This window comes from Trueperaceae bacterium, assembly GCA_036381595.1.
GTDB lineage: Bacteria > Deinococcota > Deinococci > Deinococcales > Trueperaceae > DASVCN01.
Map to the genome: position 1 here is coordinate 100,557 of DASVCN010000028.1, position 14,874 is coordinate 115,430.

At 67.9% G+C, this 14,874-nt stretch carries 11 protein-coding genes; 9 read left to right on the top strand and 2 right to left on the bottom strand.

Going from position 1 to position 14,874, the window contains the following annotated elements; genetic code table 11:
• Positions 1-17: 17 nt before the first annotated feature.
• Genes hisC through VF168_10945 form a run of 7 tightly spaced genes read left to right on the top strand, consistent with a single transcriptional unit; the run spans position 18 to position 6,523 of the window.
• On the top strand, positions 18-1,076 hold the full coding sequence (hisC, locus tag VF168_10915) for a histidinol-phosphate transaminase (protein ID HEX7004681.1): 1,059 nt from the start codon (positions 18-20) through the stop codon (positions 1,074-1,076).
• Positions 1,069-1,656, top strand: coding sequence for an imidazoleglycerol-phosphate dehydratase HisB (gene hisB / locus VF168_10920; protein HEX7004682.1), 588 nt, complete (start codon positions 1,069-1,071; stop codon positions 1,654-1,656). Before hisC ends, hisB begins: the two co-directional genes overlap by 8 nt.
• A 10-nt stretch (positions 1,657-1,666) precedes the next feature.
• Positions 1,667-2,311 carry an imidazole glycerol phosphate synthase subunit HisH gene (gene hisH / locus VF168_10925; protein HEX7004683.1) on the top strand — a complete coding sequence of 215 codons (645 nt, stop codon included), beginning with the start codon at positions 1,667-1,669 and terminating at the stop codon, positions 2,309-2,311.
• Positions 2,308-2,988: an SPOR domain-containing protein gene (locus VF168_10930; GenBank protein HEX7004684.1), complete on the top strand. Its 681-nt coding sequence runs from the start codon at positions 2,308-2,310 to the stop codon at positions 2,986-2,988. The genes hisH and VF168_10930 overlap by 4 nt, the downstream gene beginning before the upstream one ends.
• 40 nt (positions 2,989-3,028) lie before the next feature.
• Positions 3,029-3,952, top strand: a complete 924-nt coding sequence (gene rapZ, locus VF168_10935; GenBank protein ID HEX7004685.1) for an RNase adapter RapZ — start codon at positions 3,029-3,031, stop codon at positions 3,950-3,952.
• Positions 3,949-5,283: a uridine diphosphate-N-acetylglucosamine-binding protein YvcK gene (gene yvcK / locus VF168_10940; GenBank protein HEX7004686.1), complete on the top strand. Its 1,335-nt coding sequence runs from the start codon at positions 3,949-3,951 to the stop codon at positions 5,281-5,283. Before rapZ ends, yvcK begins: the two co-directional genes overlap by 4 nt.
• A complete protein-coding gene (locus VF168_10945) occupies positions 5,276-6,523 on the top strand; it encodes a glucodextranase DOMON-like domain-containing protein (GenBank protein HEX7004687.1) in 1,248 nt (415 codons plus the stop codon). Before yvcK ends, VF168_10945 begins: the two co-directional genes overlap by 8 nt.
• Positions 6,524-6,553: 30 nt before the next feature.
• Here the strand turns inward: VF168_10945 and murA are convergent, their stop codons facing one another.
• A complete protein-coding gene (gene murA, locus VF168_10950) occupies positions 6,554-7,846 on the bottom strand; it encodes a UDP-N-acetylglucosamine 1-carboxyvinyltransferase (protein HEX7004688.1) in 1,293 nt (430 codons plus the stop codon).
• A 184-nt stretch (positions 7,847-8,030) separates the two neighbouring features.
• Between murA and VF168_10955 the strand changes: the two genes are divergently transcribed.
• The gene (locus VF168_10955; protein ID HEX7004689.1) at positions 8,031-8,240 is read left to right on the top strand and encodes a transcriptional regulator; all 210 of its coding nucleotides are present in this window, start codon (positions 8,031-8,033) and stop codon (positions 8,238-8,240) included.
• Positions 8,241-8,255: 15 nt separating this feature from the next.
• Positions 8,256-10,112, top strand: a complete 1,857-nt coding sequence (locus VF168_10960; GenBank protein HEX7004690.1) for a PQQ-binding-like beta-propeller repeat protein — start codon at positions 8,256-8,258, stop codon at positions 10,110-10,112.
• Positions 10,113-10,118: 6 nt separating this feature from the next.
• Here the strand turns inward: VF168_10960 and gltB are convergent, their stop codons facing one another.
• Positions 10,119-14,720 (bottom strand): glutamate synthase large subunit, encoded by a 4,602-nt coding sequence (gene gltB / locus VF168_10965; protein HEX7004691.1) that lies wholly within the window; start codon positions 14,718-14,720, stop codon positions 10,119-10,121.
• Positions 14,721-14,874: the final 154 nt, after the last annotated feature.

Sequence of the window (14,874 nt, forward strand, 5' to 3'; positions counted from 1 at the left end):
GCTGTAGACTTGGAACGATGAGCATCCGCCCCCGGATACGGGAACTAGCGGCCTACGACTTCGCGCCCCACCCTGAGGGCGTGAAACTGGACCAGAACGAGCTTCCCTACGACCTGCCTGAACTGCTACGGCAGGAGTTGCTGGCCCGCATCGCCGCGCTGCCGCTCAACCGCTACCCCGACCTCGACGCGAGCGAGCTACGCGCGGCGCTGGCTCGGCTCCACGACTGGCCGGCCGACGGCATAGTCGTGACGCCCGGCTCGAACGTCCTCATCCAGAACCTCGTGATAGCCGCCGGAATCGGACAGACGGTGCTGCTGCCCACGCCGACCTTCAGCGTCTATCGGATGCAGGCGAGCATCCTGGGCGCCGAACTGGTCGAGGTGCCATCGGGTCCTGCGTTCCGTCTGCCCGTCGCCGATCTGCTCCGGGAGATGGAGGGCAGGCGGGGGCTGCTCTTCGTAGCCAACCCGGCCGCACCCACCGGCAACCTCCACGACTCGGACGACCTGGAACGACTGGCCGATGCCGCCGGGGACCGGTGGCTCGTCGTGATCGACGAGGCGTACGGGCAGTTCGCCGGCAGCGACTCGAGTCAGCTCGCCCGGCGGCCCGGCGTGCTCTCGCTTCGGACCCTCTCCAAGGCGTTCGGCCTCGCCGGTGCCCGGGTGGGCTACGCCCTTACCTCGCCCCAACTGGCTGGCGAACTGCGTAAGGTCGTCCTGCCGTTCGTCGTATCGGGCTTGCAGCAGGCGGCAGCGCTGACGATGATCGAGCACAATGCAGAGGTCGAGGAACGCGCCCGCCAGGTAGCCCTCGAGCGGGCGTGGCTGCAGCGGTCGTTGAACGACGTGGCCGGGGTTCATGTCTTCCCCTCGACCACCAACTTCGTGCTCTTTCGGGTCGACGACGGGAGGTCCGTCTACGAAGGTCTGCTTGGCAAGGGGGTGGTGGTTCGACCACAGTCGGGGCCAGGGCTCGAGAACTGCCTGAGGGTCACGGCCGGCACGCGCGAGGAGAACGAGAGGTTCCTGGAGGCGTTGCGGGCCACGCTCGTGGAGGTCGAACATGCCTAGGAGCGCGCTTACCAACCGTATCACCAACGAGACCGAGATCCGGATCGGTATCGACCTGGACGCGGCCCCGGGGGGCGAGATCGCGACCGGGCACGGCTTCCTCGACCACATGCTGGAACAGGTGCAGAAGCACGGTCGACTCCACGTGGAGGTCGCCGCACGCGGAGACCTCCACGTGGACGTCCACCATCTCGCGGAGGACTGCGGCATAGCACTCGGCCAGGCCGTAGGCGAAGCCCTCGGCGACCGCAACGGCATCGAACGGTACGGCTCGGCGTTCGTGCCCATGGACGAGACCCTCGCTCACGTTGTGCTGGATCTGTCGGGGCGGCCCTTCCTCGCCTTCGAACCCGGTGGCTTCGAGGGGGACGCCGGCGGTTTCAACGCCCATCACCTTCGGGAACTTTTGCGCGGCTTCTGCAACCATGCCGGCGCCACGATGCATGTGCGCGTACTCGCCGGTCAGGAGACCCACCACGTCTGCGAGGCGGTGGTCAAGGCGTTCGCCCGATCGCTGGCCGCGGCCGTCGCGCTGAGTGGTGAAGGCCTGCCGAGCACCAAGGGGCTGCTGCGGGGGTGAGCAGGACCCGATGAAGAGCGTTCTCGTAGACTACGGCGCCGGTAACATCCACAGCGTCCACAAGGCGCTGCTGCGCTCGGGCCTCGACGTCACCGTGAGCCACGACCCCGCCCAGGCAGAGGAGGCCGCGGCTCTCATCCTGCCTGGTCAGGGGCACTTCGGCCAGGTGATGAGGTCGTTCCGCGATTCCGGGTTCGAACCCCTGGTCAGGCGTCACATTGAGTCCGGTCGGCCGTTCCTGGGCATCTGCGTGGGCCTGCAGCTGCTGCTCGAGGGGTCCGAGGAAGCGCCGCGGGTGGCAGGACTGGGCATCCTCCCGGGGACCGTGAAGAGGTTCCCCGCTGGTAGTACGGTGCCTCAGATGGGTTGGAACAGTCTCCACAAACATGGCGATTCGCCCCTGCTCGAAGGGGTCGAGGACGGTTCCTACGTCTACTACGCCAACTCCTACTACGCCGACCTGGAGATCGACGGTTCAGTGCCGGCGATGAGCGGCGCTTATACCACCTACGGCGGCGTGCGCTTCCTGGGGGCGCTATCCCGGGGAACCTTGCACGCGACCCAGTTCCACCCGGAGAAGAGCCAGCGAGTGGGGCTGGCGATCCTCGCCAACTTCAGCCGCCTGGTGCGTGCGGGGGCGCCGGAGGCCGCGTGAGGTGCAGTCTCCTCTGGCTGGCAGCCATTCTGCTCCTGCCGATGGCTCAGGCGCAGGCGCAGTTCTGGACGGTGCAGACCGCTGCCTTCCAGGACTACCGTCAGGCGCTCTCGCAGGTCGACCAGCTGCTCGACCTTGGGTTCGACGCCTACAGCGAGTTCACGATGTCGAACGGCCAACAGTACTCCCGGGTTCGAATCGGCTGCTTCGCTGGGCGGAGCGCCGCCGAAGCTTTCGCCAGCGACCTGAGCGGCGCCGTCACCGCCGAAGCCGTCCCGCAGCCGCTGAGCGAAGGGGCGAGCGTGACCGCCTGCGTCGACTGGGATGTGGGATTCGTCAAGCCTCGGGAGTGGAGCATCGAGCGCCGCCGGCCAGACATCCTGTTCCGAGTCGAGGTGGGCGGTCAGGTGGGGTTCCTGCGCCACACGGGCGCGGGATGGGAGTTCACCCACTCGAGTCCGGCTCCGCTCCTGGCGCCCGCGGAACAGTCCGTCGACTTCGTCGAGGTCGAGATCGGCGGTGTGACGCTCGTGCAGGCCAGGCCGAGGGGCGGCGATCCGGTCAACGCCTGCGGCGGCCAACTGCTCTGGCAGAGCGGGAGGGTTGCCGTGGTGGAGCGTTCCGACAGCGTGATAGCCTGCGTGGTCGATTATTCCCCGCCGGTCGGGTCTCCCTGAGTGGGAGGCGGCAGTCGCGGGCGCAGGAGAGGCCGGCAACGTGACCCCTGACATCGAACGGTTAGCCAACGAAACGAGCGAGAGCGTACCGGCGGAGTGGAGCGCTCCAGGGGCCCGGCTCATCGTCGTGAGCGGGCTGAGCGGCGCGGGCACCACTACGGCTCTGCACGCCCTGGAAGACATCGGCTATTTCGCGGTTGACAACCTGCCCCCGTCGTTGTGGGCCCCGCTCGCCGCTCGGGCCGAGGCGGTGGGCAAGGACCGGGTCGCGCTCTCGGTCGACGTGCGTACTTCGGCCTTCCTGGGCGAACTCGACGACGGGCTCGCGGCACTTGCGCAAGGCGGTTTCGAACCCACCATCCTCTTCCTCAGCGCCTCGGAACAGACGCTAGTCAAACGGTACAGTCTCACCCGGCGGACTCATCCTCTCAACGAAGGCACGCTCTCACACGACATCGCCGCGGAGCGCGTGGCCCTCGAGGGTGTGCGCCGGAGGGCTCACCATCAGGTGGACACGACCGGGATGAGCGCCAAGGAACTGAACCATTACATCCGCCGCAGCTTCGCCCGGGAACGCTCCTTCCTGTTGCGCCTGGTATCGTTCGGCTTCAAGCGCGGCGCGCCCATCGACGCCGACCTGGTGCTCGACGTCCGGGCCCTGCCGAACCCCTACTACGAGGAGGCCCTGCGGCGCCTGAGCGGCAGCGAGGCTCAGGTCCAGGCGCACGTCTTCACCCCGGGCGGGCTCGAACTCTATACCCAGTTGCGGAACTTGGTCAGGACCCTGGCTGGCCTCGCCCGCGACAGCGGCCGCACCTCGTACACGGTGGCTCTGGGCTGCACGGGCGGTCAGCACCGGTCGGTCGCGGTGGCAGAGAGGTTGAGCCGCGACCTGGGCGATCAGTTCGATGCGCGGATGGAACACCGGGACCTGGCGGCGGCATTGGCGGAGCACGACTCGTGACGACCAAGGAACGGGTCCGCTACCTCCTGTCGATGCGCTACTGGCTGGCCCCGGGGATGGGCGTCAAGCGTCACGTGGCGCTGGCGGTGGCTGGCGCCCTGCTGCTCGTTCTGGGCGTGATCGGGGCGATGCTCTGGCTCTTCTCCGGGAATCGCCAGGCACTCTCGCAGCCGATCGAAGGTGTACTGGTGAGCGGACTCTGGCTCAGCTACGGGTTGATCGCCTCACTCGTGCTCCTGGCCGCCGGTCTCACCGTCGCAATCGTCGCGGTTGGTCGCCTCAACCGCTCGCTGCTCTCCAACTGGATGCCTCGCCCTTACGAGGCAGCCGCCCTCCTGCACCAGCGCCTGCAGTTGTCCCGAGGTCCGCGGATCGTCGCCTTCGGCGGCGGCACCGGGCTCTCCAACCTGTTGCGCGGCCTGCGTGCCCACAGCAGCAACCTGACCGCGGTGGTAACGGTCGCCGACGACGGCGGCTCGTCGGGCAGGCTGCGGCTCGACTTCGGAATGCCCGCTCCCGGCGACTTGAGCGACTGCCTGGCCGCCCTCTCGGACAACGAACTCGAGGTTTCGCGGCTCCTCCAGTACCGCTTCCAACGCGGCCGGGAGTTGATCGGCCACACCTTCGGCAACCTGCTCATCACCACCCTCACCGAGGTCGAAGGCGACTTCGGCAGAGCCGTGCGGGCCCTCAACTCGCTGCTCAACCTCTCCGGGTCCGTCTACCCCGCAACCACCGTCCCGGTATCGCTCTGCGTGAGGAAGAGCGGCGGCCAGGTGGTACGGGGCGAGAGCGCCGTTCGTGAGACGCCCGGCGCGGTCGAGAGCGTGTCGATCGAGCCCGAGACGGCCTCTTCGCTACCCGAGGTCATCGACGACATCGCTCGAGCCGACCTCATCGTCCTGGGGCCAGGCAGCCTCTTCACCTCGACGATCCCGCCTCTGCTCGTGCCCGCCGTACGCGGCGCGCTGCTGGAGACAAGGGCGCCACTCCTCTACGTCTGCAACATCATGACCGAGGCTGGCGAGACGGACGGTTTCACCGCCTTCGACCACGTGGTGAAGCTCCGTGAGCACCTGGGCCGGGCGCCCGACTGGGTAGTGGTCAACTCGGCCGCGGTGGATCAGGAGCGGCTGGCGGCGTACGAGATGGAGGGAGCGGAGGTCGTGAGCGTCGAACAGGAGCGGTTCTCAGCCGAGGGGATCCGCCTGGCGCGCCTCGACCTGCTCGGTAGCGGGCCGTACGCTCAGCACGACGCCGACGCGCTGGCAGAGTGGCTGATCGCCTTCTGCAAGCGGGGTCAGGCGCTGAAGGCGGGGGTTCATGTTTGAAGCGTTCGTGATGGCGGCGCTTATCACCCTCAGCGACCCGGCTGGGGACGCGGTGGGGAACGGTTCGCTGACCCCGCCCTCGGCCGAGGTCTACCGCAACCTCGCCCCTTTCGACCTGCGCCAGGTTACCGTGACCGACGACCCGCAGTTGACGCTCAGGATCGAGATGGGCTCGCTGAGCGACCCGTTCGAGCTGCCGATGGGGTTCTCGCTGCCGGTGATCGAGGTCTACGTGTCGGGCGAAGAAGGGGGCAGGAACGAGCTGCTCTCCGGCTCGGGGATGCGGTTGCCGCAAGGCCAGGGTTGGGAGGTCGCCGTGAGGCTCACCGGAGCACAGGCGACGGCCTACCGGACGAGTTCCGCGCCCGGAGGCGTGGAGAGCGCGCCGGCCACGGTGACGACCGTGGGCAACGAGCTGCTGGTCACCACTCCCTACCCGCGGCCCGACCGGCCACGGGTCTACGCCATCACGGGACTCTACGACCTGTTCGGCGCCAGCCCCTGGCGGCCGCTCGAGCGCCAGGAGTCGCCCTGGGCCTTCTCCAGCGAAACTCAGCGCCTTCCCGTGGTGGATGTGCTGGCCAGGGGCGAGACGCGACAGTCGCAAGCGATCGATGCGGGGATCCTCCCCCCTGCCCGGAACAGCTCCCCCATACCGGGCGCCTTCTGGCTGGTGCTGATGGCGGTCGGCTTGCTGGTGTCGTTGGCAGGCGTTGCGATGCGGGTCCTCTCGCGGCCGGTAGCCGCCGATCCCGGGGGCGATGACGGTCCGCATCCGCGGGACCCGACATCCCCCGACCCAGTGAGCTGGGAGGCGGTGCCGAAGCCCGAAGCGGCGAGCGGCAGTGAACCGGAACGCCGCCCGTTCACCTGGGACTCCTCGGCCCTGCTGACCGAGCCGTCGGACGAGGAGCTGGACGCCGAGTTGGAGAACGAGTTCGGTCACCCGCAGGCCCAGAAGGTCGGCTCGGGCGGCAAGGAGACCGGGACCTGGCAACGGCCGGTACCGCTGCCGTTCAGACGAACCGGCCCGGGGGAACCGCGGCGACCGGACGGCGAAGCGGACCCCGAAGTGGTCCGGGACGAGGCAGGTTCGGACGCAGGCGAGAGTGAAACCGCGCCGCCGTTTCCAGGGGCCGAGCGGCTCCCCCCGGACGCCGAGGGAACCTCGAAGGTCGATCCGCTCGACTCAGGTCAGGTCGACGACCCAGGCAGGACGGAAGAGAAGAAGCGCCCCTGACGGCGCTTCAACCCGTTCTCGCTATCGCTGCTAGTCGCCGCTGGTTGGGGAGGGCGCGGTTACTACCCGCCTGGAAACCTGAGCGCCCAACTGGGAAAGCCTCTCCGTCAGCGCTTCGTAGCCCCTGTCGATGAACTGCAGGCCCCCGATCGTCGAGGTGCCCTTGGCGCTGAGCGCCGCGATCACCAGGGCGCCGCCGGCCCGGATATCGGCGGCGTGCAGCCGCGCTCCGGCCAGTTGACCGCCACGGATTATTAGCGTCCGCTCGAACAGTTCGACGTCTGCTCCGGTGCGCCGCAGCTCCTCGACGTGGGTGAAACGATCGGGATAGACCTTGTCTCGCACGACGCTGGCGCCAGGCAGAGTCGCCAGGTAGGCGGAGAAGGGAGCCTGGAGGTCGGTGGGGATCTCGGGGTACTCGGCGGCCGTGACGTCGGCGGGCTTCAGTTCTCCGCTCGCGTCGACGAGCAGGGCGTCATCTGCCACCTCGACGATCCTCACGCCGGTCTCCCTCAGTTTGGCGCTGACCGCTTCGAGATGCGCGGGGGCAACGCCCCGAAGTGTGACGGTGCCGCGGGTCGCAGCGGTGGCGAGCATCAGCGTGCCGGCCTCGATGCGATCGGGAACCGGGCGGTAGTCGACACCGCTCAGTTCGGGCACCCCTTCGATCCGGATAGTACTGGTGCCCGCCCCGGTGATCCTGGCTCCCATGGCGTTGAGCATGTTCGCGAGGTCGGCGATCTCGGGCTCGAGCGCAGCGTTCTCGATGGTGACGCTGCCGCCCTCGAGGGCAGTCGCCAATATCACGTTCTGGGTGCCACCGACCGTGGGCGCTTCGAACACGGCACGGCCGGCGAGCGGTCCGCTGCGGAAGGCGTGGAAGTCGCCGCCCTCCTCGTCGATCACGGCGCCGAGCGCCTGGAAGGCGGTGATGTGGCGGTCGACGGGCCTCGGCCCGAAAGCGCAGCCGCCCGGCATCGAGATGCGGGCGCGCCCGCAGCGAGCGAGCAGGGCGCCCATGGCAACGAACGAGGCACGCATCTTGCTGACGAGGCTGTAGGGGGCCCCGCAGGAGCGGATCCGAGCTGCGTGGAGGTGGAGATCGCGCCCCTCCCAGCGCACTTCGACGCCCACGTGCTCGAGGATCTCGAGGGCTACGAGGACGTCGCTGAGTCTGGGGATGTCGCGCAGCGTGACCGTCTCGTGAGTGAGCAACGAGGCGAGGATCAGGTAGAGCGCCGAGTTCTTGGCGGTGTTGATGCGCACCTCACCACGGAGGGGGGTGCCGCCCTTGATGACGAGTGACTCGGCCTGCTCTTGCATGTCGTCCTTCCAGCATCGTTCACGGTGCGGGGTGTCGCCGGGTGGGGGCTCACCGTGAGGCAGAGTGTGTAACATACACACGTTGAGTAGTTGCAGAGTACTGCTCGAGTGCAGTATTGTCAAGGAAATCCTACAGATGCTACTATCAGCAACGCTGTCGAGGACCTCACAACTGGAGGCAAGGGTGCCCAAGCGAGAGAAGAGCAAGCGACTACAGGTCGTGATAACCGAAGAGCAAGACTCGCTGCTCACCAAGACCGCATACCAACTTTCCAACCCAGAACGCCTGGTTTCCAAGTCGGAAGTGGTCCGGCTGGGCATCGAGATGCTCAACCGGGCCGTGGAAGCCGGAGAGCTAGACCCCGCCGTCCTCAAGGCCATAGAGGAATCCTGAGCCGCCGCGGCTGGCATGTTCCATCCCGGCGAACTGGTTGACGAGCGTTACGACATACTTGGGCCACTCGGCCAGGGTGGGATGGCCCAGGTCTTCCGCGCCCGCGACCGTCACCTCGAGCGGGAGGTCGCGCTGAAGGTCCTCCGCCCCCATCTGACGGAGACCGACACCCACAGATTCCGGCGCGAGATCCAGGCCCTGGCGCGCTTCGACCACCCCGGTATCGTCTCCATCTTCGACCTGGGGCTGGGCGAGCACGTCTACTTCGCCATGGAGTTGATCGAAGGCGGTCCGTTCACCGACCTTGGACCGTTCGAAACAGACACCGAGGCGTTCGAAAGGCTCCTCGGGGCCTCGATAACGGTGGCCGAAGCTCTGGGCTACGTGCACAACCTGGGCATGGTCCACCGTGACCTCACGCCACGCAACATCCTGCTCACCACCCACAACCACCCCAAGGTCATGGACTTCGGCCTGGTTCAGCTGACCGAGAGCAGCCAAGAGCTGACCCGTACCGGCCTCACCCTCGGCACGCCGCAGTACATGGCTCCGGAGCAGGCGCGCGGTGACGCCACCGGCGCTCATACCGATCTCTACGCGTTCGGAGCGGTCCTCTACCGAACGCTCACCGGCTCTGCGCCCTTCGACGCCGAGAACGATCAGGCGGTCCTCTACCAGCACGTCTACGGCGAGCTGACGCCCGCTGCCGAACTCAATCCCCAGATCCCCCCCGAGCTGTCGCGGCTGATCTCCGCGCTCCTCTCGAAGGAGCCGCAGTCCAGGCCGGGATCGGCCTACGCGGTCGCCGACTCGCTGCGGGCCATCCTGGAATCGGGCCGGGTTCGAGCTACCCACCTGCCGGCCGGCGGCCCCGGCCGCTGCGGCTTCTACCCCACCGGGCCGGTCCAGTCGGGAGCGCCGCGGCGCCGCTGGCAGGTCCAGCTGAGCGACGGACCCCAGTTCCCGGCAGGCATCGGGGCTGCCGAAGGGTTCATCCTGGTGGGCCTCAGGAGCGACTGCACCGCGGTCCTCAGGCCCGCGGACGGCGGAACGGTAACCACCTTCAGCGCCGATGACGAGGTGAGCACCGCCCCCATCTACGCCGGCGGCAGACTATACATAAGCAGTCGCGACGGCGGGCTGCAGGCGATCTCCTGGCCCACCGGCCGCTCGCTCTGGTCGGACCCGGAGTACGGGGTCGTGGGACTGCTGCCGTACGGCGACGGCGTGGTCACCACGGCCTCGAGCGGGTACCTCGAACGGCGGAACGCCGACCGCCAGCCTGCCTGGCGCTACGAGGCGGCCGCGCCCGCCGCGACGCCCCCTACCCTCCACCGTGGGCAGGTCGCGTACGCGACCTCTGACGGCTGGCTGCATGTGGTCGACGCACTGAGCGGCAAGGGCCGCCTGAAGGTCGAGGTCGGCAACATGCTCTCACCGCCGGTCGCGCATGGCGGCCTGCTGCTGCTCCCCGTGCGCGATGGCGAACTGCACGCTTTCGACCTGAACAGCCGCGAGGTGCTCTGGAGTTACGACACGGCCGGCGAGATCTACGGCTCGCCGGCCGTCTGGAACGGCCGCGTCTACCTCGCCTCCTGGGGCCGCAGGCTCCGCTGCCTCTCGTTGCGGAGCGGCGACGACATCTGGGAGCGTTCCCTCGACGCCCCGGTCACGGCCGCCCCGGTCGTTGCCGCCGGCACGCTCTATCTGGCCACCGAGAGCGGTGAGCTCCTGGCCTTCGACGCCAGGGCGGGGAGAGAGTTGTGGCGTGAGCAGGTTTCCCACTCCCCCATCCAGGCCAGTCCGCTGCCGCTGGGCGACGCTCTGGTCGTTGCCTCACTCGACGGGACGGTCACCGCCTTCGGCTCCTGAGCCGACTCAGTGCCTGCCAGGACCGGGAACCGCCACACCCTCCGCCCGCGCCTGCAGAGAAGTGAGCAGAGCGGCCTCCAGCGAGCGGTCGCCTCCGACCTCAGCGGTGGCGTCCTCGAACTCCGGGTGAGGCGCCACCCGCTTGAAGTGGACCAGGGCCGCAGGCCAGGTCTCCAGCAGGGCGGCGGCCCTGGTACTGCCGGTCGAACGAACGTGCCTCTCCAGCAGAGCCCGCAGGAGCTGCCCGTCGAACTCCGCTTCGGCCCTCTCAACGCCCACCATCTGGTTGTTCAGTTTCGTTTCCAGCTCGTCTTCCGGGTCGTAGACGTAAGCGCTCCCGCCCGACATGCCCGCCCCGAAGTTACGTCCCGTGTAGCCGAGGATCACCGCCACACCGCCGGTCATGTACTCGCAGCCGTGGTCGCCGCACCCTTCGACGACCGCGACCGCGCCCGAGTTGCGCACGCAAAGGCGCTCACCGGCCGCTCCGGCTGCGAACAACTCTCCGCCTGTGGCGCCATAGAGAACCGTGTTCCCCATGATGACGTGGCGGCTCGTCTCGAAGTGGCTGCCCGCCGGCGGCGTGATCACGATCTCTCCGCCCGACATCCCCTTGCCCACGTAATCCTGCGCTTCTCCCTCGAGTCTGAGACTCAATCCCGGCACGGCGAAGGCCCCGAAGCTCTGACCGGCCGGGCCCCGGAAGGTGGCCCGGACGGTGCTGGGAGGCAGCCCGGAGGCGCCGTGACGGCGAGCTATCTCTCCTGAGAGGCGAGCTCCCAACGAGCGTTCGGCGTTCGACACCTGGTACTCGAGCTGCAGCCGCTGGCCCTCCTCGACCGCACTGCGGGCGTCCTGCAGCAGCCGCTCGTCGAGCGGCACCTCCGGTTCCGGCCGGTCGTTGCGCGCCTGCAGTGAACGCCGGGCGCGCTCTCCCGAAGGATCCGGGTCGGCCAGGATGGCGCTCAGGTCGAGGCGCGCCACCTTGGGCAGAGACACCTGACGCTGTCCGAGCAGGTCCACGCGGCCGATCACCTCGTCGAGCGAGGCGAAGCCCATCTCGGCCAGGATCATCCGCACCTGTTGGGCGAGGTAGACGAAGAAGTTGACGATGTGCTCCGGTTGACCCTGGAACTTCTTGCGCAACTCCGGATCTTGCGTGGCGATGCCGACCGGGCAGGTGTTGAGGTGGCACTGGCGGATGAGGGCGCAGCCGGCGGCGACGAGGGCCGAGGTGCCGAAGCCGAACTCCTCGGCGCCCAGAAGTGCGGCGACGACGACGTCACGGCCGGTCTTGAGTCCGCCGTCCACCCGTAGCGTCACCCGTCCGCGCAGGTCGTTGGCCACGAGGACCTGTTGCGTCTCGGCCAGACCCAGTTCCCAGGGAACTCCCGCATGCTTCACCGAGGAGAGCGGGCTGGCCCCGGTGCCCCCGTCGTAGCCCGAGATCTGGATGTTGTCGGCGTAGCCTTTGACGACACCGGCCGCGATCGTTCCGACTCCAGCGGTCGACACCAGTTTCACGCCCACCCTGGCATCACGGTTGACCCGCTTGAGGTCGTAGATGAGCTGAGCCAGATCCTCGATCGAGTAGATGTCGTGGTGGGGTGGCGGGCTGATCAGGGTGACCCCCGGCACGCTGTGGCGGATGCCGGCGATCTCGGCCGTGACCTTGAAGCCCGGGATCTGTCCGCCCTCCCCAGGCTTGGAACCCTGGGCCATCTTGATCTCAATCTCTCGCGCGTTGGCCAGGTAGTGGGCGGTAACGCCGAAGCGGCCGGAGGCCACCTGCTTGATGGCGCTGTTCGCCCAGTCTCCGGCCTTGGGATGCCAGGGAGCGTGCGACGTCTCCGGTCGGTCCCGATCGAACGGCTCGAACCGCTCGGGGTCCTCCCCGCCCTCGCCCGAGTTGCTCTTCGCACCCAGCCGGTTCATGGCGATCGCGAGGGTTTCGTGCATCTCCCTCGAGACAGATCCATGGCTCATCGCCTGGGTAGTGAAGCGCCGGACGATCGCTTCGACGGGCTCCACGTCGTCCAACGGCAGCGGCTTCTCGGCCTTCTTGAGGGTCAGGAGGTCACGCAGATTACACGCCGGCCTCTCCTCGACCTGCCGGGTGTACTCCTCGAACGCCTCGAAGCTCTCGGTCCGCACAGCCTTGTGCAACGCCTTGAAGACCGAGGGGTTATGGGCGTGGTACTCGCCGGCTTTCCGGAAGCGGTAGATGCCGCGGTCGACGAGTCCCTCCTGCTCGCCGAACGCCTCGGCGTGGAGTCGCAGGACGTCGATGGCGAAGGTCTCGATTCCCGCCCCGCCGATCCGGCTGGGAGTGCCGTAGAAGTATCTCTCGATCACGTCGCGATCGACGCCCACTGCCTCGAAGATCTGGGCGCCCCGGTAGGAGCTGATGGTCGAGATGCCCATCTTCGACATGATCTTCAAGAGGCCCTTCTCGACGGCCTTCACGTAGTTGGCGACCGCCTCTTCCCCGCTCACCGCGATCTCGGCCTTCGCCGAGGCGGCGTCGCGAGCCGTGGCGAATGCCAGGTAGGGGTGGATCAGCGCGGCACCGTAGCCGATCAGGCAGGCGTAGTGATGGTCCTCGCGCGGTTCGCCCGTGTCGCAGACGATCGCCGCCTTGGTCCTGCGCCCCACCAGCAGGAGCCGGTGGTGAACCGCGCCGACCGCCAGTAGCATCGGCACCGGAGCCCACTCGGGGCCAACTGTCCGGTCGGAGAGGATGAGAACCGAAACGCCCGCTTCGACCTCCTCCTGGGCCCGGTCCGCGAGCTCCTCGAGGGCGTTCAGCAACCCCTCTGGGCCCTCCGAAACGGGGAAACGGGCGTCGAGCGTCGCGGTACCGAGGTACTCCTGCTGCTTGAGCCAACCGAGCTGTCCGTCGTCGATGATCGGCGACTCGAAGCGCATCACCCGCGCTGCCTCGGGCTCCTCCTCGAGGAGGGAGGCGCGGGGGCCGAGGATGGTGGAGAGGGACATCACCAGCCGCTCTCGAAGGGGGTCGATGGGGGGGTTAGTGACCTGGGCGAAGCGCTGCTTGAAGTAGCGGTAGAGTCCCTGTGGCTGCTCGGAGAAGACCGCCAGCGGCGTGTCGTCGCCCATCGAACCCACCGGCATCTCGGCTGCGCCCGCCATCGGCTCGAAGATCCGGTCGTAATCCTCCTTCGAATAGCCGAAGAGCCGCTGCAGAGCGCTCAGCTCTACTGCCTCGGGCATCCCTTCGCCACCTGCCCCTTCGGACCGTTCGGTGTCGATCCGGTAGCGCTCGACCCACTCACGGTAGGGGCGGCGCCGCGAGTAGCGCTCCTTTATCTCGGCGTCCCGCAGCAGTTTCCCCTCGAGGGTGTCGACAGCGAGCAAGCGTCCCGGGCCCAGGCGCCCCTTCTCGACGACCTGGTCGTCTGGCAACGAGACGAGGCCGGCTTCCGAGCCTACGATCACCAGCCCGTCTGCCGTTATCCAGTACCTCTGCGGGCGCAGCCCGTTCCTGTCGAGCCCCGCGACCGCGTAGCGGCCGTCGCTCAGGGCCAGGGCGGCCGGACCGTCCCACGGCTCCATCAGGGCGGCGTGGTAGCGGTAGAAACCCTCCAGCTCGGGTGTAACGGCGGGATCGTTCTCGTACGCCTGCGGCACCATCATCATCAGCGTGTGCAGCAGGTCGCGGCCGGAGAGGGCGAGCAGTTCGAGGGCGTTGTCGAGCGCTCCGGAGTCGCTGCCGCCCGCCTCGATCACCGGCAGCAGGTCGCGAATCTCGCTCCCCCACACGTAACTCGACATCCGCGGTTCACGGGCACGCATGAAGTTGACGTTGCCCTGCAGGGTGTTGACCTCGCCGTTGTGCGCCAGGAACCGGAACGGCTGGGCTAGCGACCAGCGCGGCAGGGTGTTGGTGCTGTAGCGCTGGTGGAATACGGCGATCGCCGTGTCGAAGTCGGGATCGGCCAGGTCGCAGTAGAAGTTGGCGAGCTGATCGGCGACCATCAGCCCCTTGTAGACGATGGTCCTGCTCGAGAAGGAGGTGATGTAAGCCCGTCCCAGGCCGGCCTCGGCGAGCCGCCGTTCTATCCGCTTCCGGGTGAGGTAGAGGGTCCGCTCGAAGGCGTCGTCGGAGAGCCACTGCGGCCTCCCCAGCAGCACCTGACGGATGACCGGGCGGCGGCTGCGCGACTCCTCGCCCAGGGCGCTGTCGTCCAGCGGGGGAACTCGCCACATCAGCCTTTGCAGGGGTGAGCGGGCGATCTCATCGCGGATGAGCGCGTAGATCTTCTTGTAGGGGGCGTCGTTGGCTACGAAGAAGGTGCCCACTGCCAGGTCCCGGTCGCGGTCCAGGTGGATCCCCTGGGCTTCGAGGTCGCGGCGGAAGAGTCGGTGCGGGATCTGCGTGAGGACTCCCGCGCCGTCGCCTGACCGGCCATCGGCGCTTACCGCGCCACGATGGGCGAGGTTCTGGAGCGCGCCGAGAGCGTGAACCAGCACGTCGTGGCTACGACGGCCACCGGAGTGTGCGACGAAGCCCACGCCGCAAGCGTCGCGTTCCCCCGGCCAGGCCAGTTCGGTGAAATCGGACAGGCGCTGGAATGGGTCAGGCATGGCTACTCTCCCTGATGATGGAACACGACGTCCGCTAGGGACGGAAGGGGCGATTCTCGGCTTGCAGATGGACCGCATAGGCGTGCATCGACTGGCAATTCTCTTCGGGATCGGGTGGGCGCCAGCGGCCGTGGAGGAGATATTACCGTCGTGG